We start from the raw sequence: 22,377 nt of genomic DNA, 5'->3' as shown, positions 1-22,377 counted from the left end.
TCCCAATATTATGCATAGTAATTTAAACAAAATCATGTTGATTGGTCAACTAGGGGACCAAGTTAAAATACATTACTTCGAAGATGGTAACTGTATAGCTCGCTTTCCCCTTGCAACAAATGAATCTTATATTTCTAAATCTACTCAACAAAGAGTTACCACTACCCAATGGCATAATATAGTTGTAAAAAACAAACAGGCCGAACTGTGCGAGAAGTATTTAACTACGGGAGATAGAATCTATGTAGAAGGAAAGGTTAAAACTACTCAATGGACTAATGAACAAGGGGTACAACAAATGATTTATGAAGTGATTGTCAAAGAGATTAAATTCTTACGTGTAAAACAACAAGACAATACAGAATCTACACCTACCTTTCAACAAATAAACCAGCAAAATATTGACAATTTTAAGGTTCCTCCTATTGAAAACAATGATACCCTACCCTTTTAAAAAAAGACACTTTTATAATGTATAAAACCATCCTATTACCATTACTTAGTATTTTAACACTTAGCCTAAGCTCATGTAAAAAAGAAGTACTACCAAAGCCTCAGGCTTATTTAGCCTTAGATTACCCCAAGGCAACCTATCATGGTTTTAAAGATAGTATTAATGGATTTAGTTTTCAAAAAAATGATTTAGCTCTAATTAAAAAACCATATCCTAATTCATTAGAGGTTCATTATCCACAAATGAAGGCTACAATATTTCTAAATTATAAGCCTATAAACAATAATTTAGATTTTCTTTTAAAAGATGCTCAAAAACTAACCTACGAACATTTTATTAAGGCAGATCAAATCATAGAGCATCCCTTTGAAATTCCAGAAAACAACCTCTCTGGAATATTATATCAAATTGAAGGAAATGCCGCAACTAATGTACAGTTCTATGCAACAGATAGCCAGAAAAACTTTTTAGTTGCCTCTTTGTACTTTTATGCCAAACCAAACTTCGACTCCATTTATCCTGCAAAGGAATACTTACATAATGACATGGTAAATATCCTAGAATCTTTACAATGGAATAACTAAAATAAGAAAGGTCAAAATATAATATATTTTGACCTTTCTTATTTCATACCTTTTTATTACTAATTCGTGTAACTTACCGTCTGCATATCGCTTACTTGGTATAATCCATTGGCAATTTTCTCAACTGTTTGAGTTAAAACCTCTGGAGTTTGTTGATTCTGTTGATATACTACAGTAGCTGTTTTAGTATCAAAATCAACAGTAGCTTGTGTAACTCCTGGTAAATCAGATAGTTTTTTCTGTATAAAACTAGCACAACCAACTTCACATGTCATTCCTTCTACATGAAAAGTAGCTTGTTGTAACTCAGCCACTTGGTCTTCATTAGATTTAGGAGCATCTTCTTGTATTTGTTCCACTTGTTTATTTTGGTCAGAAGCAGTAGAACCTTGCTGACAACTAGTTGTTATAAAACTAGCAAAAGCAACTAGAGCAAAAAATTTGATTACTTTCATATCTCAATATATTAATTCTTAATTGGGGCAATAAAGATACGAATTAAAAAAAGCAACTAACAAAAAGTTAGCTGCTTTTTTAAAAACCAAATAAATGTATATCAACTAGTTAAAGTCTTCTAAAGAAACATTTTGATTAACTTTAATATCTTTTGTTTTAATTTGAATTTCAATACCCATATTAATGGTTTGTGTCATTGGAAACCAAATTCCTTGTGTTTGCTTGTAATCACTTAATTCTACCGAACTTACTACATTAGGATCCTGTTCACTGTTAGAGTCGATACCATATTTTAAACCTGATTCCAAATCATAATAATGTACACTATTTCCAACTTTTAGACCTACACATTTTTTTGAATCCACCGTTTTAAGTTGACCTAAAGTAACATCAGGATTATCTATCCAATTTAACTCAACGAAAGGATATGCTTCTTTTTGAGCCTTTAAAAGTTGCTCTGGAGTTAATTCAGTTTTCACGCCTTGATTAAATGTATATCCACTTTGTGGGGTAATTACCACTTTAGAAAGTAGAGTACCTCCCATACTTTGTGTAACTAAACTATACCCTGGAGTCATTATTTTAGAATCAAATTCAATTTCCATTCCTTGTACACTAGCAGTGGCTTGTGTAAATACACTCTTTACTTCTTTTAATTTATTTACACCTCCAATGGCATTAAGGTATTTATTAACCACACTATTTACAGTTGTTCCAACTGGCGCTGATACATCCACAGAAGGTTTTTCAGTTGGATCTGCTTGTGTATTATAATAGTTAATCGGAATCTGTAAAGATTCTAACCCTTGTAATACCTCACTTGCTTTACCAACAATAATAATTCGCATATTCTCACTTAAAAAATATTTCTGTGCTGCCTTTTGAATATCTTGGGCAGTGACACTTTGGATATTTTTTATATAGTTTTCATAAAAATCATTTGGTAAATTATACAAGGCACTAAACAAAGCATATCTAGCTATAGTGGCTGGCTTTTGAATTTCCATTACAAAGTTACCTATGTATTTGCTTTTAGCCATGGCTAATTCTTCTTCACTAACAAGAGTATTTCTCATTAGGTCAATTTCCTTCATAAATTCTGTAACAGCACTATCTGTTACTACATTACGAACAGAGGCAGTTGCTAAGAACATTCCTGGATAATTACGAGTAGGACTTAAAGAAGAATAAGCTCCATAGGTCCATCCATGAGCTTCTCTTAGATTCAGAAACAATCTACCCTCTCCACCACCTCCAAGTACTTGGTTGGCTAGCAAAGCAGCAAAGTAATCTTTATCATTCATCTTTAATTCTACTTGGTTAACTAAAGCTATTTCACTTTGAACCGCATTAGACATGTCTACGAAATCAATTTGTGGAGCCTTTACATTTTTAGCTAAATTATAGTTTGGGAAAGTAGTATTTTCTTTTTTCCATTTACCAAAGTGTTTGCGAATTAAAGCTTCGGTTTGTTTTACATCAATATCCCCTACTACTACTAAATAAGCTTTATTTGGAATAAAGTACTTTTTGTAATAATCCTGTACATCTGCTAATTGAATATTAGATAAGGTATTTTCTGTCTCAAACTCTCCCACTGGAGTATCCTTACCATATAAAAGGGCGTGATTCACTCTATTAGAAATAGCAGAAACACTTTTATCCATACTCTTTACTCCCTCTATTTGTTGAGCTTTCACCTTATCAAACTCTAATTGAGTAAAAACTGGCTCTAAAGTTCCTTGACTTAATAAAGATATGATCTGCTCATTGTATTTAGATAATCCAGAAGCAGAACCACCCATTGAGCTAAATCGCATAGACACGCCTAAAAAGTCAATTTCTTCATTGTACTTCTCTTTGTCCATTGTTTTAGTATTACCTCCTAACATAGCAGATAATAGATTCGAAACCCCTGTCTTATCCCCTTGGTAAACTAATGGATTATCAATAGTTAAACTATAAGACACTCGAGGTAATTTATCATTTTGCACTAACATTACCGTTAAACCATTAGCCATCACAAAAGTTTTTGGTTTGGTAATGTGTACCGTTGGAGCTGGCCCTGGATTGGGTTGCTTACGATCTTGTCCTTGCATACTACTTGGGATTATAACTAAAAAAGCAGCTGCAATAAATAAATATATTTTTTTCATCTGATTATTCTTTACAAAATTTTAATTATTAGCTTCTTTCACAGGAACATAGTCCAAAATTAAACGTTGATTTTTGTTCAAGTATCTTTTTGCAACTTCACGAATTTCTTCCTTGGTGATACTTCTATATATATCAATATTAGAATTAATTAAATTCACATCTCCATATAATAAATAGTAAGAAGCTAAGTTTTCCGCTAAACCTTCTAGAGAAGCATTCTCATTTACATAGCGGTTTTCAATCACGTTTTGCAATTTTTGAAAATCTTTATCGGATATTAAATTAGTTTGTAAAAAGTCAATCTCTTGATCTATTTCGTTCACTATCTGTTCAGAAGTATATCCTTGCATTGGGATGGCATAAATAAAATACATACCATAATCTTCTTGACTTATATCGAAAGAGGCTATTTCTAAAGCCATTTTCTTTTGATCAATTACCTTTTTATATAATCTCGAACTTTTTCCCTGAGATAATAAAACAGATATCATATCTAACACTCTCGCATCCCTATCCTTCATAGATGGTGTACGATAAGCTTGTAATACCATTGGAAGCTGAACATTTGGATCTTCAAAAACAGCATTTATCTGCTGAGTAATTGGCGTCTCTACAAAAGAGGTTCTTTGAATTGGCTCTGCTTTTTGAATACTTCCGAAATACTGCTGTATCCATTTTTTAGCTTGTTTTTCATCAAAATCACCTGCAACAACTAAAACGGCATTATTAGGGATATAGAATTTTTTATTAAAAGCTAAAAACTCTTCAAGTGTGGCTGCATCTAAATGCTCCATAGATCCAATTGGAGCCCAACGATATGGGTGATTAGTAAAAAGATTCTTTTTAACCTCGGTAAAAATCTGTCCATAAGGCTGATTATCTACGCGAAGCCTCTTTTCTTCCTTTACAACTTCATTTTGAGTATCTACTCCAATTTGATTAATAACAGGATGCATTAAACGTTCACTCTCCATCCAAAGAGCAAGCTCTAAGTTATTAGAAGGGAATATCTCATAATAATAAGTTCTATCATCGGAAGTATTAGCATTATTTTTCCCCCCATTACTAGTTACAATCTTAAACCAGTCTCCCCTTGGGATATTTTGAGTCCCTTCAAAAAGTAAATGTTCAAAAAAATGCGCGAAACCAGTTCTATCTGGTTGTTCATCTTTGGCTCCTACATGATACATCACAGAAGTCACTACTACAGGAGCAGTTTTATCTTCGTGTAAAATTACATGTAATCCATTGTCCAGGGTATACTCCTGAAAGTCGACCTTTTGTGCGTAACCTCCTAAAGTACACAGGAGGGTACCCACGACAAAAAATATTCTTTTCATTAAGCGATAGATTAAATTAAGTTAGTTAATGGTAATATAAGTCGCAAATAATACTACTTTGTTACAGTTAATAGATTGATAATTAAAACTTAAGAGTTAAAATAAGTATAAAAATTAAGTGTAATTACTCTAAAGTCCTTTAAACGCAGTTATTTCCAACAAAATAAATTATTAATATTTTTAAAACAGTTACCTCAATTAATAAAACTTTGCTAAAACTACAAAGAAGCCAATCCCTTTTCAAGTCCACTTAAAGACCAATAGTCTCAGTAGTAACATTTTATACCTGTAAAAAACAATTTTTTACTCACGAATATTCTTTTGTATATAAAAAAATAAGTTTATATTTGCACCCTTATTAAACATTTAATTATATTGTTATGTACGCAATCGTAGAGATAGCAGGGCAACAATTCAAAGTTAGCAAAGACCAAAAGGTTTATGTTCACCGTTTAGCTTCAGAAGAAGGAACAACTGTTACTTTTGACAAAGTTCTTTTAATTGAAGAAAACGATAACATCACTTTAGGCGCCCCAGCTATAGAAGGTGCTTCTGTAGAAGCTAAAGTTTTACAACACCTTAAAGGTGACAAAGTAATCGTTTTCAAGAAAAAAAGAAGAAAAGGTTACAAAAAGAAAAATGGTCACAGACAATCTTTAACTCAAATTGTTATTGAGGGAATCAATGCAAAATAGTTAAATAACAAAAACAGCGAAAGCTGAGTATTAACAATCTAAATTTAAAACGTCATGGCACATAAAAAAGGTGTAGGTAGTTCTAAGAACGGTAGAGAATCAGAATCGAAACGTTTAGGCGTTAAGATTTACGGTGGACAAGCTGCTATTGCAGGTAACATCATCGTAAGACAAAGAGGTTCTAAGCACAATCCTGGTGAAAACGTTTACATGGGAAAAGATCATACTTTACATGCAAAAGTTGACGGAGTTGTTAAATTCCAAAAGAAAAAAGACAACAAGTCTTACGTTTCTATTTTACCATTTGAAGCTTAAGAATTCACTATTTGTCCTCTAAGACAAATGACAAAATAAGAGAAGGTACCTATATTTATATAGGTGCCTTTTTTTATTTACTACCTTGATTAAAATTAGGATGTGAATTATTTAGAATTATTTTAAATTAATGTTGTGTATTTTATTTTCTTTATTTAGTTTTGGTCTAAATTAAAACTAAATACAAAATGAAATCAATTAAACTATTTTTTTGCCTATTCCTTTTAGCAGCAATCACAACAAGTTGCAATAGCGACGATAATGGTAATATCTATACGGATACTAAAGATCAAAAAGAATTATCCCCCCGCTTAGACTTTGAAGGAGAGTTCAACTTTATCCACGCTGGAAATCCTATTCCTTTTACTTTCACACCAAATACAATTAGTATTGATATGGGAGATATGACAGGAAGTGGTCAAAAGGATCAGCTATACACTATTGTTTCCATTTATGAAAACACAATAACAAAGGTGCAGAAGGTAATTACTCAAAACCCAGAAGACAAAACATTTAAAGCCTTTTTTATTGCAAACAAAACAGAAAATGGCTTCCTATTTAATATGGATGCTACTTATCATTTTGATCAAGTAGATAGAGCAATTAAAAGTAAATACCCAGACCCTACTGTAAATATTGAAGTAAATCACGGGAAAGAAATTTTTGGATGGTTACCACTTGTAAAAGCAGAGCAATCTAATAATAAGATAGAGTTACCTGTGGAAGGAAAATACCTATTCTCTGCCCAAGGTTTTACTTACTACTATGAATTTGATAACCAAAAAGTAAACTTCAATGGTAGTTATTCCATGGAGATCTTAGCATTTAACAACAAGACTAATAAAATTCTTTTAAAGGGAATTGAACCAAATGTACAAAACTCTTATTATGTTATTCAACTAAAAAGCATAGATCAAAATAGTGTTGAGATAGCAAGAAAAACTTTTGCAAATGAAAACGCACAACAACTAGCTGAAACAGAATTTGCTGGTCAAGAATCTTTAGAAAGTAACTTCACAAAATACGACAAACAATAATATAATAGCTATAAACAAAAAACGCCCTTTTTTCGTAAAGGGCGTTTTTTTATGCTTATTTATAACTTAATCTTGTTTCTTTAAAGTACGATATAGCTCTAAAGCCTTACCATCGGTCAACATGGATACAAAATGACATATATCCATCATTCTCTCATATGGGCAGTCTATAATGCCCTGGTAACGCTCAGGAAGCAATTGTAGAACTAATCCATCATAATGAGTATCTTGGTGATAATACTTATTATGTACTGAACCTAAAAAGCTTTCTAAAAGAGTATGTATTACTCTATAACCAACAATCTCCTTTTGAACTACCTCTTTACTTTGGTAAACATTTGCAATGCTCACAGATAAAATATCTTTCATTTGTGCGATATAAGCACATTTATCAGTTAAAGAGAAATCAAACTCTCCAAGTAATATCTTTTCTTCATTTTCTACAAAAACCCTAGTTACATCTTGGATTAAACTTCCAATAGCTAAGGCACGAAGATAACTTACCCTATCTTGGGTATTGCGCAACTTAGAATAAGTCTGTGGATTAATACTATTTTGAACAATCTTAATCAAAAATTCTAAAGCATGTTCCTCAGGAATCCATCCTAAATTAATCCCATCTTCAAAATCTATAATAGTATAGCAAATATCATCTGCAGCCTCTACTAAATAAGCTAAAGGATGACGATAAAATCCAATCTCATTTCGATCTTGTTTCATTGTCAAACCAAGTTCTGTAGCTACATCTATAAAAGCTTCCTTATCTGATTGAAAGAAACCATATTTCTTATCTGATATACCTTTACTTGGCTGAATAGGTAAACACTCTTTAGGGTATTTCATAAAAGCACCTAAAGTAGCATAAGAAATACGCAATCCTCCCTCAACTCCAGGTCTTGACTTTGTAAGTATACTAAAACCATTGGCATTACCTTCAAAGTTAGTAAAGTCAGCCCATTGTTTTTCACTCACCAGTTCTTGGTACTTCTGTCCTTTACCCTTGCTAAAAAAATCAGATATAGCTTTTTCACCTGAATGACCAAATGGTGGATTTCCAATATCATGAGCCAAAGCCGCCGCCGCTACAATAGCACCGAAGTCATTGATAGTATATCCATATTGTTCGGACAAATTAGGATACTTTTTCAGAATCTTTTCTCCTACATTACGCCCCAATGAACGTCCAACTACAGAAACTTCTAGAGAATGAGTTAATCGAGTGTGTACAAAATCCGTTTTCGACAATGGAATTACTTGGGTCTTATCTTGTAAACTACGAAAGGCAGAAGAGAAAATAATTCTATCGTAATCTACTTCGAAACCAATTCTTGTTTCTTGCTCGTCTAAGCGATTTCTAAAAAATGTATCTCCGTGCTTTTTTAAAGACAAAAGCTTTTCCCATTTCATCATAGTGTAGTATATTAATTTACTTAGCTGGACTCTCCAAGGCTATTGCATTTTGTATAATGTTATTTTTGACCGTTTTAAAAATGTGATTCTTAGCCTCGGCATAGGAAATATCATAAATTCTATCCAATTTTCGAAATTCCTCTGGATAAGCATCTAGCATAGCATCGTAGTACTGATCTAAAGCTTCTTTACTTGGATTACTATATTCCAACAAAATTTCAAACCTCCTTATCAAAGCAGTATCTATCATATGTATTTGATTGGTAGCAGCCATCAAAATAGATTTACCTGGAAAGTTGTCTATTAACTGCAATATAGCATTCACTACTCTTTTCATCTCACTATTATCCTTATTATCATAATCTCTAATCTGTCCCAAAGTATCGAATTCATCAAAAAATAAAATAGCACTTTCGTATTGAATTTCTTTAAATAAACTCTCAATATTCTTAGCTGTTTCTCCCAGTCTAGAAGACACAATAGAAGATAAATTAACAATGATTAGTTTCTTATTAAGATATTTAGCTATAGCTTTTGCTGTCATTGTTTTACCACAACCACTTTTACCATGTAAAAGAAGCTTATTACTAACTGGTAAGGAATATTTAGCCAATATTTCCCTGTACTTATATTCTTTCAAAAACTCCTGAATCTGCTTTTCAACTGCTTCATTAAACATCACTTGATTCAAAGTCACATCACTTCTATCTATATAATATAAAGAACTCATAATTTGATATTAATTTTTCTGAGATATAGCAAATATACCGTTTAAACACTTATTTCCTTTATTCCTTGGCCAATTATTAGTCATATTCAGGCGATAAAACCAAATCTTAATAACCCAGAGTATCAAAATACGATAAAGTCCGATTTAAGCTAGCTTTACATCTTCTTAATTCAAAAGCTATACATTGGCATACCTTGCTGATTATATGGCTTTAAACCCCTCTAATAAAAGCTTAAATCAACCAAGTAAGCTACATCTAACCTTAATGCATTACTAACTTACAGAAGTGCTGCTTCACTCTAGTATAATTTCTACTAAAATAATCAAAAACTAGACTATTAATACTATAGAACTTGAGATAATATGCTATTTTATAGAAAGGCTACCCCTAAAAAACACCCTACTTTCTATATAAATCCTCTAAAATAAATTCTCTCTATCCTTTAAGTCGCTTAACCATACACTATATCTACAAGCAATGAATAATCCGTTAATTTGCAAAAAAAGTGGAAAAATATCAAAAAAAAAGCGGCAATGTTTTACACATTACCGCTTTATACTAGTAAAAGCTTCTACTAAAGTTCGAAAGCTTTTTTAGGATTATTATCACATAATAGCTCCATTGGGTTTTCTAAAGCTTCTTTAATAGCTACTAAGAATCCAACTGACTCACGACCATCAATAATACGGTGATCATAAGATAAAGCTAAATACATCATTGGTGCAATAACAACATTTCCATCAACAGCGATAGGTCGCTCAATAATATTGTGCATTCCTAAGATAGCAGACTGTGGAGGGTTGATAATTGGCGTAGATAACATAGATCCGAATACACCACCATTTGTAATAGTGAAAGTACCACCTGTCATCTCGTCAACTGTAATTTGCCCATCACGAGCTCTAATTGCTAAACGTTTGATTTCTGTTTCAATTCCACGGAAAGACAATAATTCAGCATTTCTAACTACAGGAACCATTAATCCTTTAGGACCTGAAACTGCGATTGAGATATCAGCAAAATCAAATTTGATTTGCTCTTGACCATCAATCATTGAGTTTACATCTGGATATAATTCTAATGCACGAGTTACTGCTTTAGTGAAGAAAGACATAAATCCTAAACCAACATTATGTTTGTTTTTGAAAGCATCCTTATATTCACTTCTTAATTTATTTACGTTTGTTAAGTTAACTTCATTGAATGTAGTTAACATAGCTGTAGTATTTTTAGCCTCAACTAAACGTTCTGCAACTTTACGACGTAACATAGACATTTTCTTACGCTCTTCGTTTCTTGGAGCACCTGTTGGAGTTCCCATAGAAGCTTTTGCGTTGATAGCGTCTTCTTTTGTTATTCTTCCATCTTTACCTGTACCCACTATACTTCCAGCGTCGATGTTTTTCTCATCTAAAATTTTCTTTGCAGCTGGAGATGCACTTCCAGTAGCATAAGTAGTAGCAGCAGCAGCAACCGGAGCAGCTTGAACAGCTTCCGCTTTTGGAGCTTCTTTTGCAGGCTCAGCCTTAGCTGAACTTGATCCACCAGCTGGCTTTTCAGCACTAGTGTCAATTAAACACACTACCTGACCAACGGCAACTGCATCACCTTCTTCAGCTTTTAAAGTGATGATTCCACTTACCTCTGCAGGTAATTCTAAAGTAGCTTTGTCTGAATCTACTTCAGCAATCGCTTGGTCTTTTTCAACGTAATCTCCATCTTTAACTAACCATGTAGCGATTTCAACTTCAGTAATTGACTCACCTGGCGAAGGAACTTTCATTTCTAAGATGCTCATCTTTTATATTCTTTAATTAGATATTGTTATGTAAAAATACGATTTTTTTATTATAAATCCTTGTTGAAAACTTTCTCAACTGCATACGCAAAACGCTTTTTAGAACGTACAGCACTTCCTGAAGCAGGTGCACTATAAGCTTTTGTTCCAGCGTAGCGAAGAGGTTTTTCTTCAAAGTTTGTAGCAATATAAGTGTAAGCACCCATATTACGCGGTTCTTCTTGTGCCCAAACATAATCTTCTACATTAGGGTACTTAGCAATAACTTCTTTCATTTGTTCCACTGGTAATGGGAATAATTGCTCGATACGAACAAAAGCAATATCATCTCTGCCTAGTTCTTCTCTTTTAGCAACCAAATCATAGTAGAATTTACCACTAACGAAAACCAATGATTTTACTTTTGAAGCCTCTACATTCATATCATCGATTACATATTGGAATTGTCCATCTGTTAAATCGCTAACTGTTGAAACTGCAGCAGGATTTCTAAGTAAACTCTTTGGTGACATAACAATTAGAGGTTTTCTAAAGTTAGTTATCATTTGTCGACGCATCATGTGGAAGAAGTTAGCCGGAGTTGTACAGTTTGCAACGTACATATTATCCTCAGCACATAATTGTAAATAACGCTCAAGTCTAGCCGAAGAGTGCTCAGCACCTTGGTTTTCGTATCCGTGAGGTAATAACATTACAATTCCGTTTTGAGTTGTCCATTTATCTTCAGCAGCAGAAATATACTGGTCTAAAACAATCTGAGCACCATTAGAGAAATCTCCAAATTGCGCCTCCCAAATTGTCAAAGTGTTAGGGTTAGTTAATGCATATCCATACTCAAATCCTAATACAGCGTATTCAGATAATAATGAGTTGAAAATACGGAACTCTCCTTTTTGATTTTCTAACTGATTTAATAAGATAACCGGTTCTTCTGTGTCTTCCGTTTTGACTACAGCGTGACGGTGCGAGAAAGTCCCACGCTCTACGTCTTGCCCGCTCATACGAACATCATATCCTTGTGTTAGTAATGATCCGTAAGCTAAAAGCTCACCCATTGCCCAATCCAAACGATCTGTTTCGAAGAACATTTTCTTTCTATCCCCGATTAATCTCTTTACCTTGCTGATATATTTCTTATCTCCAGGTAATTCAGTAATCACATTTGCGATAGAAGTTAAAGTGTCTAGAGATACTTTAGTGTCGTAATTTGCAAGCATCGAATCACGTTCTACGCGCTCAAAATCTTTCCAGTTTTCTTCCATGAAAGTTCTGATTTTTGCGTATTCGTTTTTACGAGAAGTTTCCAAATCAACCTCTAAAACATCTTTATATTGTTTTTCCAATGAGCTTACAAAATCTTCTGAAATAACATTATCAGCTAATAATCTATCTGTATAGATATTACGAGAGTTTGCGTGCTTTGAAATTAATTTATATAAAATTGGTTGAGTGAATTTCGGCTCATCTCCTTCGTTATGTCCATATTTTCTATAACCTACTAAGTCAATGAAAACATCACGTCCAAATTCCATACGATAATCTAAAGCAAATAAGAAAGCTCTTACTGCAGCCTCTGTATCATCAGCATTAACATGCAAAACAGGACAAGCTGTTACTTTAGCAATATCAGTAGAATAAGTCGAAGAACGTCCGTCACTATAGTTTGTAGTAAAACCAACTTGGTTATTTAATACAATGTGAATTGTACCTTGGGTTTTGTATCCTCTTAATTGAGCCATTTGTATGATTTCATACATGATACCTTGCCCAGAAATAGCCGCATCACCATGCAAAGCAATTGGTAATACTTTTGCTGGATCATTAGCAAACTTAGTGTCTTGTTTTGCTCTAGCAATACCTTCAATTACCGCTCCAACTGTCTCTAAGTGAGAAGGGTTGGGAGTAAGGTTCATATGAACTTGTTTACCACTTCGTGTTTGACGATCACATGTTAATCCTAAGTGGTATTTAACGTCTCCGTCAAATCCTTCCACTTCATCATAATCTTTCCCATCAAATTCAGAGAATATTTCCTGCGTTGGCTTTTTGAAAACGTTAGCCAATACATTTAAACGTCCTCTGTGCGCCATACCTACAACGATATCCTCTACCCCTTTACTGGCAGCTGAATCGATTAAGAAATCCATTGCTGGAATAGCAGCTTCTAATCCCTCTAAAGAGAAACGCTTTTGTCCAACATACTTTGTGTTTAAGAAGTTTTCAAAAGACACAGCTTCAATCAACTTGTGTAAGATCTCTTTTTTCTCTTCATTGTCAAATTTAGCTTCTGGCGCTTCATAGTGTTCTTGAATCCAAGCTACTGCCTTTTCGTCGGCGATATACTTATATTCAATACCCAATGTAGAACAGTAAACTTTTTCTAACTGTGCAAGAATTTGTGATAAAGTTGATGTTGGTAGTTGTATTGTTTTTGCAGCTTCGAAGCTAACATTCAAATCAGCTTGAGAAAGACCAAACTTCTCTAAACTCAAATCCGGATGTTCAACTTTTCGATCTCTTAATGGGTTGGTTTTAGTAAGTAAATGCCCATAAGTTCTGTATGCGTCAATTAAGCGTAAAACCGAAAATTCTTTTTGAACTTTCTCTACTTGACTTGCATTATTTCCACTAGCACTATTACCTTGAGAATATGCTTGTGATAATTGCTCTACAGGCCCATCACTGAATTCGTTCGCAAAATCAAATCCCTGAAAGAAAGCTCTCCAACTTGGCTCTACGCTGTCTGGGCTTTCTAGATACTGATCATATAATTCTGCAAAAAATGCAGTGTGTGCCGCATTTAAAAAGGAATATCTATCCATAATTTCGTCTAAAGACCTTTTGTTTAAATATATTTTCACAAAAATACAACTCTTTATGACATTACTATATACTTTTAGTTATTTTTATCACCCTATAAAATTAACTTTGACAAAATGAAACACCTTAATATGAATAAAACAAGGATTTTTTTGCTATTATCCTTTTTTTTATTGTCTTGTTTTTTAATTAATGCACAACAAGTCCAAAATCACCTTCAAAATTATGAATATAATAAAAAGTGGAAATTTGGAGGTGGACTAGGTTTAGGCTTCGGTAGTGGATATACTGATATTATGTTGGCTCCAAGTGCAATAAGAGAGTTTAGTCCCTATTTTAGTGCTGGAGTTTCTTTACAAGCTAATTATATCCATAGTAAAAATCGCTCTCATTACTATGATTATGTGAAAGAATATAACTCTTGGTTATATGGAGGTAGTTTGATTGTTTTATCCAATCCACTTCCATATTTGCAGTTATCCTTAGAACTAGAACAGCTTAGAGCAAACAATACTTATACCTATAAAGACTTGGAAAAAGTAAAAGATAATTTCTGGAACACAGGATTATTTGCTGGTATAGGATATACTAGTGGACCAGTAACAATTGGGGTGAGATACAATGTACTTTACAAAGAAAAAGACATGATCTATCCAAGCGCTTATATGCCGTTTATCCGATTATATTTTTAAAAACAAAGGTCTTTTATCTCTAGATAAAAGACCTTTGTTTTGTACTTTTTTCCTTTTGCAAGGAGCTATATCAATTAAATTAATTCTATAGAAAGACTTAAATGTTATTTACTTAAAGTGTTTTTCAAATAAACCTTTTGAAACTCCCTTCTCAAAACTAAATAAACTACTCTGTCTACATACATTTCTATATCGGTGGCTTGAATACTTTTCACATCCTTCTCCCTTACATCTACTCTGTATAAAAAGCTCGAAAAACGAGCAATATTTGTAGAGTTTAATACTTGATGTAAATATTGAGTCAACTCTACTACAAGCTCATCGGCCGTAGAGCATTGCAAATGTATATCGCTATCTACAGTTATTTGTAAATCTTTTTGAACCTGAGTTACCAACTCCATAAATAACTTATCCGATGTTACATTAGTCTGTAAAAATTCAATCACTTCCATAATAAGAATTATACTTGACGGTCCATTAACTCCTCACTAAAAACCAACAATTGTTGCTTTTTATCTTGTGCAAGATCCATTTTATCTAAAATACTTAAGGCTTTTTCTGTGTATTGCTTTATCAAAAGCAAAGAATCCTCTTTGGATTTAGTTTGCTCAAATAATTCTTTTACTCTGTCAATTTTTGCTTGACCTTGTAGTGTTTTATTATTAAACAAAGCTACTAATTCTTCTTTTTGTTGGCCATCTGCGTTCTCTAATGCCTTTAAATACAAATAGGTTTTTTTATTCTCAAGAATATCCCCCCCAATTGTTTTTCCAAAAGTTGCTTGATTACCAAAAGCATCTAAAAAGTCATCTTGCAATTGAAACGCTAGACCTAGATTTAATCCAAAATCATAGATATCTAAAGCATTTTTCTCACTTGCATTAGCTACAATTGCTCCCATTTTTAAAGCTGCAGCAACTAAAACAGCAGTTTTAAACTTAATCATTTGAATATATTGAGGAATTTGCACTTGATTTTGATTTTCAAATTCAATATCCCATTGTTGTCCCTCACATACTTCAATAGCTGTTTTACTAAACAATTTAGCCAAAGCTCTAAAAACAAGAGGTTCGTAGTTTTCGAAGTATTGATATGCTAAGATTAGCATAGCATCACCTGATAAAATTGCTGTATTCGTATCCCATTTCTTATGAACTGTTTGTTGTCCACGTCTTAAAGATGCCTGATCCATTATATCATCATGCATCAAGGAAAAATTATGAAACAACTCTATAGCAGTTGCAGCGTGAATAGCTTCTTTGGGATCTGTACCAAAAATATCAGCCGCCATAAGGGTTAAAACTGGTCTAATTTGTTTACCTCCTAAAGAGAGAATATAACTAATTGGTGCATATAACTCTTTTGGTTCATTACTGAATGAAATAGAATTAATATATTCGGAAATTTGATCTTTATATTTAACTATCGATTGCATTTAAAAATATTTTGAGGTAAAAATACGTGTTTTTTCTTCATTTAAGCTCGTTAGCTTTTAACTTTAAGCCGAAATCTTACTTTTATGGTCAAACCTTTTAAAAATATTAGCTAAATTTCCCCAAAAAACAACTTACCAAAATTTGCCTTTCCCAACAAGCATAATATATTAACAAAACTAACCCACAGAATTAAAAAATGGAAAATGAAATTATATCTAAAGCCACTAGACTATTCTTAGAACATGGTTACAAAACAGTAACAATGGACGATATAGCCACAGAGCTAAATATTTCCAAAAAAACAATTTATGTCTATTTTTCATCTAAACCCCAATTAATTGAAAAAAGTCTACAATTTACCAATACACAATATTTAGAACAGGTTGTTATTGCAAATTCAAAAAAATCAGGAGCTATCTCAGAGATTCTTTATGCAGTTAGCAATATAAAGGATACCTTCGAAGTGGTCTCTTCTGTTTCTAGTTATCAACTACAAAAGTATTATCCTAAAATTGCTCTCAAGCAAAAAAACGTTTATAAGAGAAAGTTCCTAAAAATGATTATCGACAATCTAAATAGAGGAATAAAAGAACAGGTATATCGCCCTGATATTGATATAGAATACATCGCCCGTTTTCACCTTGCATCTTATCTTACTAGAGATGACCAGGATTATTTCCCTCCGTCTGAATTCTCTCATGAATACTTAAGAGACAAACATATTGAATACTATATGAGAAGCGTTTGCAATGAAAAAGGACTAGAGCAATATTTTCACTATAAAAATATATTACTTGAATAAAACTCATTCAAAATAACGATACCTTTGTTGGCTATTTTTATCTGAAGACAGTAATAATCTTAATATTTTTAAAACAAGTGCCTAAAAATTCTTACATACAAAACTATACCCTACAACAAATTACTCATCGTTTTATTAATACGATGACCGATCCCCGTATTGCAGTTTTGAATATAGACAAAGCACATCAAAAATATTTTGTAAAGGATCGTCCTTATCAATTTGCAACCTTTGGTTTGATCTTAATTACCTCAGGTAAATGTGAAATCACCATTAATTTAGAACCATTAGTTGTAAAAAAGGACGATTTACTTGTAGTCCTATCCAATCAATTTTTTGAAATAAAGGACTTCACACATGACTTTACTGTAAAGACTATGTTTGTAGATTCGGCACTTTTCTTGGAGGCAGGATTCCATATTAAATCATCGAATCTAATTCGTTTTTTCTCCTCTACACATGCCAAGGTAATTTCATTAGATAGATCTATTGCTTTAGTACTTAAATACAACTTAAAAAGAATAGCACAATTATCGTATTTCAATAAAAACACATTTGGAAAAGAACTCATATTAACCTACTTTTCCACATTAATTTACGAGATTGCAGACTTTTATAACAAAACTTTGCAATCTCCTACTACTAGAAAACAGCTTAGAAAAGAATCTATTGCCAACGATTTCCTTCATTTAGTAGGACTTCATTTCAAAAAGGAACGAAGAGTTGACTTTTACGCGCAACAACTTTTTATTAGTCGAAAACACCTCACGAAAATTATTTCAGAAGTATTCAAAAAGACACCTAAACAAATCGTAACAGAAACAATTTTACTTGAAGCAAAAGTACTTCTAAAAAATCCTAAGAACTCTATAAATGATGTAGTTAGCATCTTAAATTTCACAGATAATTCCGTTTTTAGCAAGTTCTTCAAAACTAATACAGGTATTTCGCCTAGAGAGTACAAATCAGAAAATTGATTTGTTAATTAATACGTCTTTTTTACAACTATTGCCGTTTATTTAACTACCATAATTAGAACAAATAGCCGCAAATTTGTCCTACGATTAGATATAGGGAGAAATGCAAATTTTTCCTTATCTAATTTATTGCCTTTATGACTCCTAAATAATTGTTAAAATAAATGAATACCAAAAATACATTTGCCGCTATAAGCGCTATTGGGGGTTATGTTCCTTCCAACAAACGTACCAATGGTGATCTAGAAAAGATCTCAAATACAACAGATGAATGGATTTTAAAGCGAACAGGAATTAAAGAGCGTAGAATACTAGATCAAAACTTAGCAACATCAGATATGGCTGTTGCTGCTATCAAAAATTTAGCAGAGTCTTATAATAAAGATATTAAGGATATTCAGGCTTTAATTGTTGCTACTTCCACTCCGGATATGCCAATGCCAAGTACAGCAAATATTATTTGTAGAAAACTAGGATTAGCTGGTCCATGGGCTTTCGATGTTAATGCAGCTTGTTCAGGTTTTTTATATGCATTAGACTTAGCAGCTTCATTAATAGAATCTAAAAGATATAAAAATGTAGTAGTAGTTGGTGCCGATAAAATCAGTGCTTACGTTGATATTAAGGATCGCTCAACTAATATTCTATTTGGAGATGGAGCTGGTGCGGTTTGGCTCGAAGAATCTAAAGATCAAGGCATTGTAGATGCATTACTTCAAAGTAATGGTCTAGGACAAGAATCATTGAATATTCAAGCTGGTGGATCTTTGTACCCACACACCACTCAAGATCAACATCAACAAAACCCTTATATACAACAAGATGGAAAAGTAGTATTTAAACAAGCTGTAACTTCAATGTCACAAGCTTGTGAAGATATACTTAGTAGAAATCATCTAACTGTAAATGATGTTAATTACCTAGTACCTCATCAAGCAAATAAAAGAATTATTGATGCTGTTGGAAACGCATTAGGTATTGATTCTGATAAAGCTCTAAACAATATTGCCTATCTAGGTAATACTATTGCAGCTACCATACCATTGTGTATTTGGGAGAACAAAGAAAAATTGAAAAAAGGAGATCTATTGTTACTAACAGCTTTCGGTGCTGGTTTCTCATGGGGAGCTAGTTTACTAAAATGGAATATATAATTCTATAGCGGTAGTTATAACAAAATATAGTTTCAATACTTTTTATAACTTAATAAACCCAACGCAAGTTGGGCTTATTTCTTTTTTAATATAAACTACAGGTAATTATTATTACAAAAAAAACAGTAAATACTTCCTGGGCTATAATATTGTCTTCTGATTAACATTGTTTTATAACAAGTCTTCAGGAATCTCAATGTTGTTTGTTTCTAAAAAAGAGAGTAATTTATTGTGTTTACTCTCAATATCTAAAGCACACTCACATGCTATGGGACAAACTGAATAGGGAGTTATTCTCAATAACTTACAAACTTGATCCAAAGTATCCGTTTTTAATTTAGTTTTACCATTTTCGATATCGCAGTAAGCTTTTTGGGAAATCCCGAGGCCTTTAGCGATATTCTCTTGTGTCAAACCTAATTCTTTTCTACGTCTTTTAATTTTTTGTGCTTCCATAATCTTTATCTTTTACAAAGCACTATTTGCCCAGTGCTTTTAACCAAGCAGTAACTTTTGGTTCAATAACTATATTAATTTTACGCCAAATTACTCTTGCTTGACATCACAAACTTACTGCGAAAAAAAAGCTAAAAACCTAACAAAAGTCAGTTGCTATCTCAAAAATTTTACTGTAGGAGAAAAAGCACTAACACATTTCCAAGCAAAATTTAAGCCTAGAATGCAGAGACATATATTTTGTTAATAACTATGTGTATAAGTTTACACACAACCTAATAAAATGGATATTACACCGCGTATAAACTTAAACTTATCAACAAATCTAAAACAAACAATACGCTTAATAATCAACCATTTGTAATAAAAAAAACATATAAATAGATGCAAAAATTTTACTTTTAAACTCTTATGCACAAATTTATATAATATGTTGATAACTTTATCAACAACCTTGGTAAAACAAGTGAAATAGCACTCAAATTTCCATTAAAACAGATTCTTAGGTAATTCACTGTTAAAATGTTGATAACTATGTTCATAACTCAACCTAAACGCTATTTATTAAGCACAAAAATAGAATAACTTATCAACAATTAAAAACAAAAAAAAGTCCCGTAATAAATTAATATACAATACATTATTCTTTTCTAAATTTAATACTATAGACTAGGCATTCGATTTATGAACAGATTTTTAAGTATTGTTGATAAGTTATTAACAATGGATAAAAAAAGGTTATTGCTTTACTGGAATAAGAATACTGCTAGACCAAATTAAAAATACTAAGTATGTCAGACATCTTTAAAAAATAACAAAACTTATTATGCAGAAAAAACATACATCTAAATCCTATTATTGGGTGTATATATTTTCTGTCTAAAACCAGAATTATACACTAGAGCTTTCTAATAACAACTCATTAATAATTAAATGATTATTTAGAAAAGGGTATATATAATATTTTTATATAAAATGACGATAATACCAATATTTTTCACTTATTTTGTATTCTTGTTATTCACCTAAAATAGTTTCATTACTCTTCTTCCAATGATCCCGAAAATTTCCCTTAAACTAAATAATGATGTTCTTCTTACTGTAATTGACCTATTAGAACAAAACCAAACTTTTTTGGTAAATAACATTACAGATGCATTAGTACTTAGTTGTCAAGAGGAACTAATTGTTTTATTGCACAATAAAGCAAAGAGCGTTCAGAAACAAGTTTCAATCTTAGACCATAATAAGAAACATTCTATTACTTTAAAATACCACCTAGGTTACAGTTTATTGAAATTATTAGAGTCTTCTATCCAAGAGACAGAGAAAAAGGATAAAAAAATCAATCGTATTATAACAGATTTAGGTAATAAAGTAAAATTAAATATATTAGAAAAGGTAGAATACAATAAAACCGAGAACCAAGCATACCTACCTTTACAACCAGAATCTCAAGCTAATGAACCAGCTAAAATGGACGAATTTCTTGTAGAAGGTGAATTGTCTCAACCTGAAATATCCGCTTCATTTACATCGTTGACAGCTGATCATTTTGATAAGCTAGAGGACAACGTAAAACCTTTGAGTTTTGATCTCTTTGAACAACAACTTGAACAGGACTTATTTACACAAGAGGAAACAGCAGTAGAAGAAACAGCAGTAGAAGAAACAGCAGTAGAAGAAACAGCAGTAGAAGAAACAGCAGTAGAAGAAACAGCAGTAGAAGAAACAGCAGTAGAAGAAACAGCAGTAGAAGAAACAGCAGTAGAAGAAACAGCAGTAGAAGAAACAGCAGTAGAAGAAACAGCAGTAGAAGAAACAGCAGTAGAAGATTTCTCTGAGTTCTTTGCCGTGCAAAAACAAGGACTACCTCAGTCTTTTGAGCAAGTTATTGCTACTAAAAATGAAACTACAGGTAATTCTAAAGAGAAAAACAAACCTAAAGAGAATAAGAAAAAACAAGCCAAAGACAAGAATCCTGGACAAATAAGCTTATTTTAAAAGATCATTTAATTCTAAAGTAAAATAATTACTCCCATTCCTGTTGTCGAATTTTTGTGCATAATCGTATGCTCTTTGTTTAAAAGTAGCAAAAAGATCTGGCATATAATAAACACCAGAAGGGTTATAGTAATCTAAACTAGCTAGAAAAGTAAACTCTTTATACCCCTGATGCCTTTGCAGCATAAGTAAGGAGTATTTTATAAAATAATAACTATAAAAGTCTTCCGCATCCTTTTCCCAGTTACACATACCTTCAAAAAACACCCAATCTGGATCTGAAGTATATTGATCCTGTAAAAACAGAAATAAAACCCTACTTCTAATATCCGTTATATAATCTAAAGGTGCATATTGTTTCCGGTTCTTTTCTGCTAAGCGAAAAAACTCTAAGCCGCGTTTATCTCCCATTAAAAAGAACTCATAGCTAAAGACACTATAGGTATCAAAACAGGTTTCTATTCCCTCGAATTCATTTCTAAATAATGGAGCAGCAAAAGATAAAGCCTTGTCAATCTGCCCCATTTTCAATGCGTTATAAGTTTGAAGAGTTAACTCATATGCTTTATTATCTGAGAAGTCGTCAATAGAACACTCTAACATTAAGGCTATAATCTGCTGCGCCTTTTCAAAATCTCTCAAGTGCTGAAACCAAATAGCTAAAATATGGTAATAACCTCTACTACTATAGCCATTGCTTAGTAAGCGATCATGAAAATCATCTCCTATAGCATGAAATTGTTCCTTACTAATTTGAGTAGAACCAAAACAACTGGCAAACATCCATTTATACTCATATAAATAGTCTTCTACTAAAAAACTACCACCTCCAAGTTCTACAGCATCTAATATCCAACTAAAAGCAATTACACTATGCTTAGAGCTTGCAGTAAAAATCTCTTCATTAATCAAGCGAATTCTTAAATCAAATCCCCAATCAATATCTTTATTTTTATCTACAATAGAGATACATTCTAAAAGTAGCTTTACTTTATCCTGTGGTTTTAAAACTTCTTCAAGCTGTAATAAAAGACGCTGAACTTCGAGGGTATATAACAT

The 22,377-nt window shown here is 32.4% G+C and carries 21 protein-coding genes; 10 read left to right on the top strand and 11 right to left on the bottom strand.

Annotated features, from left to right (window positions below):
• Positions 1-10 precede the first annotated feature (10 nt).
• A complete protein-coding gene (locus tag ACYSNX_RS01465) occupies positions 11-454 on the top strand; it encodes a single-stranded DNA-binding protein (RefSeq protein WP_461752914.1) in 444 nt (147 codons plus the stop codon).
• A gap of 17 nt (positions 455-471) precedes the next feature.
• A complete protein-coding gene (gldD, locus tag ACYSNX_RS01460) occupies positions 472-1,038 on the top strand; it encodes a gliding motility lipoprotein GldD (protein ID WP_461752913.1) in 567 nt (188 codons plus the stop codon).
• A 59-nt stretch (positions 1,039-1,097) separates the two neighbouring features.
• On the opposite strand, the gene ACYSNX_RS01455 is transcribed toward gldD, so the two are convergent.
• From ACYSNX_RS01455 to ACYSNX_RS01445, 3 genes are all read right to left on the bottom strand, one after another.
• Positions 1,098-1,493, bottom strand: a complete 396-nt coding sequence (locus ACYSNX_RS01455; protein ID WP_461752912.1) for a heavy-metal-associated domain-containing protein — start codon at positions 1,491-1,493, stop codon at positions 1,098-1,100.
• Between the two features lie 105 nt (positions 1,494-1,598).
• Positions 1,599-3,650, bottom strand: a complete 2,052-nt coding sequence (locus ACYSNX_RS01450) for a M16 family metallopeptidase (RefSeq protein ID WP_461752911.1) — start codon at positions 3,648-3,650, stop codon at positions 1,599-1,601.
• A gap of 21 nt (positions 3,651-3,671) precedes the next feature.
• Positions 3,672-4,991, bottom strand: a complete 1,320-nt coding sequence (locus tag ACYSNX_RS01445; protein WP_461752910.1) for a M16 family metallopeptidase — start codon at positions 4,989-4,991, stop codon at positions 3,672-3,674.
• Between the two features lie 380 nt (positions 4,992-5,371).
• Between ACYSNX_RS01445 and rplU the strand changes: the two genes are divergently transcribed.
• The 3 genes from rplU to ACYSNX_RS01430 all read left to right on the top strand — a co-directional run bounded on the left by rplU (position 5,372) and on the right by ACYSNX_RS01430 (position 7,038).
• Entirely contained in the window at positions 5,372-5,686 is a 315-nt protein-coding gene (rplU, locus tag ACYSNX_RS01440) for a 50S ribosomal protein L21 (RefSeq protein WP_461752909.1), read from the top strand.
• 54 nt (positions 5,687-5,740) lie between these two features.
• Complete coding sequence (gene rpmA / locus ACYSNX_RS01435) at positions 5,741-6,001, top strand: 50S ribosomal protein L27 (protein WP_317631911.1); 261 nt, start codon at positions 5,741-5,743, stop codon at positions 5,999-6,001.
• Positions 6,002-6,189: 188 nt separating this feature from the next.
• Positions 6,190-7,038 (top strand): hypothetical protein, encoded by an 849-nt coding sequence (locus ACYSNX_RS01430; protein ID WP_461752908.1) that lies wholly within the window; start codon positions 6,190-6,192, stop codon positions 7,036-7,038.
• Positions 7,039-7,104: 66 nt separating this feature from the next.
• Here the strand turns inward: ACYSNX_RS01430 and dgt are convergent, their stop codons facing one another.
• The 4 genes from dgt to ACYSNX_RS01410 form a co-directional block, all read right to left on the bottom strand.
• Positions 7,105-8,448: a dGTP triphosphohydrolase gene (dgt, locus tag ACYSNX_RS01425; protein WP_461752907.1), complete on the bottom strand. Its 1,344-nt coding sequence runs from the start codon at positions 8,446-8,448 to the stop codon at positions 7,105-7,107.
• A gap of 16 nt (positions 8,449-8,464) precedes the next feature.
• Positions 8,465-9,178 carry an AAA family ATPase gene (locus ACYSNX_RS01420; RefSeq protein WP_461752906.1) on the bottom strand — a complete coding sequence of 238 codons (714 nt, stop codon included), beginning with the start codon at positions 9,176-9,178 and terminating at the stop codon, positions 8,465-8,467.
• 575 nt (positions 9,179-9,753) lie between these two features.
• Positions 9,754-10,977 carry a 2-oxoglutarate dehydrogenase complex dihydrolipoyllysine-residue succinyltransferase gene (gene odhB / locus ACYSNX_RS01415; protein ID WP_461752905.1) on the bottom strand — a complete coding sequence of 408 codons (1,224 nt, stop codon included), beginning with the start codon at positions 10,975-10,977 and terminating at the stop codon, positions 9,754-9,756.
• Positions 10,978-11,027: 50 nt separating this feature from the next.
• On the bottom strand, positions 11,028-13,799 hold the full coding sequence (locus ACYSNX_RS01410; RefSeq protein WP_461752965.1) for a 2-oxoglutarate dehydrogenase E1 component: 2,772 nt from the start codon (positions 13,797-13,799) through the stop codon (positions 11,028-11,030).
• Between the two features lie 114 nt (positions 13,800-13,913).
• Between ACYSNX_RS01410 and ACYSNX_RS01405 the strand changes: the two genes are divergently transcribed.
• A complete protein-coding gene (locus ACYSNX_RS01405) occupies positions 13,914-14,489 on the top strand; it encodes a hypothetical protein (protein ID WP_461752904.1) in 576 nt (191 codons plus the stop codon).
• A gap of 104 nt (positions 14,490-14,593) precedes the next feature.
• On the opposite strand, the gene ACYSNX_RS01400 is transcribed toward ACYSNX_RS01405, so the two are convergent.
• Both ACYSNX_RS01400 and ACYSNX_RS01395 read right to left on the bottom strand, forming a co-directional pair.
• Positions 14,594-14,941: a hypothetical protein gene (locus tag ACYSNX_RS01400; protein ID WP_461752903.1), complete on the bottom strand. Its 348-nt coding sequence runs from the start codon at positions 14,939-14,941 to the stop codon at positions 14,594-14,596.
• 8 nt (positions 14,942-14,949) lie between these two features.
• The gene (locus tag ACYSNX_RS01395) at positions 14,950-15,924 is read right to left on the bottom strand and encodes a polyprenyl synthetase family protein (protein ID WP_461752902.1); all 975 of its coding nucleotides are present in this window, start codon (positions 15,922-15,924) and stop codon (positions 14,950-14,952) included.
• A gap of 197 nt (positions 15,925-16,121) precedes the next feature.
• Here ACYSNX_RS01395 and ACYSNX_RS01390 point away from each other — a divergent pair, with 197 nt between their 5' ends.
• The 3 genes from ACYSNX_RS01390 to ACYSNX_RS01380 all read left to right on the top strand — a co-directional run bounded on the left by ACYSNX_RS01390 (position 16,122) and on the right by ACYSNX_RS01380 (position 18,858).
• On the top strand, positions 16,122-16,727 hold the full coding sequence (locus ACYSNX_RS01390; protein WP_461752901.1) for a TetR/AcrR family transcriptional regulator: 606 nt from the start codon (positions 16,122-16,124) through the stop codon (positions 16,725-16,727).
• Between the two features lie 77 nt (positions 16,728-16,804).
• The gene (locus ACYSNX_RS01385) at positions 16,805-17,704 is read left to right on the top strand and encodes a helix-turn-helix domain-containing protein (RefSeq protein WP_461752900.1); all 900 of its coding nucleotides are present in this window, start codon (positions 16,805-16,807) and stop codon (positions 17,702-17,704) included.
• Positions 17,705-17,868: 164 nt separating this feature from the next.
• Positions 17,869-18,858, top strand: a complete 990-nt coding sequence (locus ACYSNX_RS01380) for a beta-ketoacyl-ACP synthase III (protein ID WP_461752899.1) — start codon at positions 17,869-17,871, stop codon at positions 18,856-18,858.
• A 171-nt stretch (positions 18,859-19,029) separates the two neighbouring features.
• Here the strand turns inward: ACYSNX_RS01380 and ACYSNX_RS01375 are convergent, their stop codons facing one another.
• Positions 19,030-19,314, bottom strand: coding sequence for a helix-turn-helix domain-containing protein (locus ACYSNX_RS01375; protein ID WP_461752898.1), 285 nt, complete (start codon positions 19,312-19,314; stop codon positions 19,030-19,032).
• Between the two features lie 1,053 nt (positions 19,315-20,367).
• On the opposite strand from ACYSNX_RS01375, the gene ACYSNX_RS01370 reads away from it, so the two are divergent.
• Positions 20,368-21,318, top strand: coding sequence for a hypothetical protein (locus tag ACYSNX_RS01370; RefSeq protein ID WP_461752897.1), 951 nt, complete (start codon positions 20,368-20,370; stop codon positions 21,316-21,318).
• Here ACYSNX_RS01370 and ACYSNX_RS01365 read toward each other — a convergent pair.
• Positions 21,310-22,377 carry a hypothetical protein gene (locus ACYSNX_RS01365; protein WP_461752896.1) on the bottom strand — a complete coding sequence of 356 codons (1,068 nt, stop codon included), beginning with the start codon at positions 22,375-22,377 and terminating at the stop codon, positions 21,310-21,312. The genes ACYSNX_RS01370 and ACYSNX_RS01365 overlap by 9 nt on opposite strands.

The sequence above is a fragment of the Myroides sp. LJL115 genome (assembly GCF_054871665.1).
The sequence above is the reverse complement of the archived record's forward strand: the minus strand, read 5'-3'. Positions and strand labels throughout refer to the sequence as shown.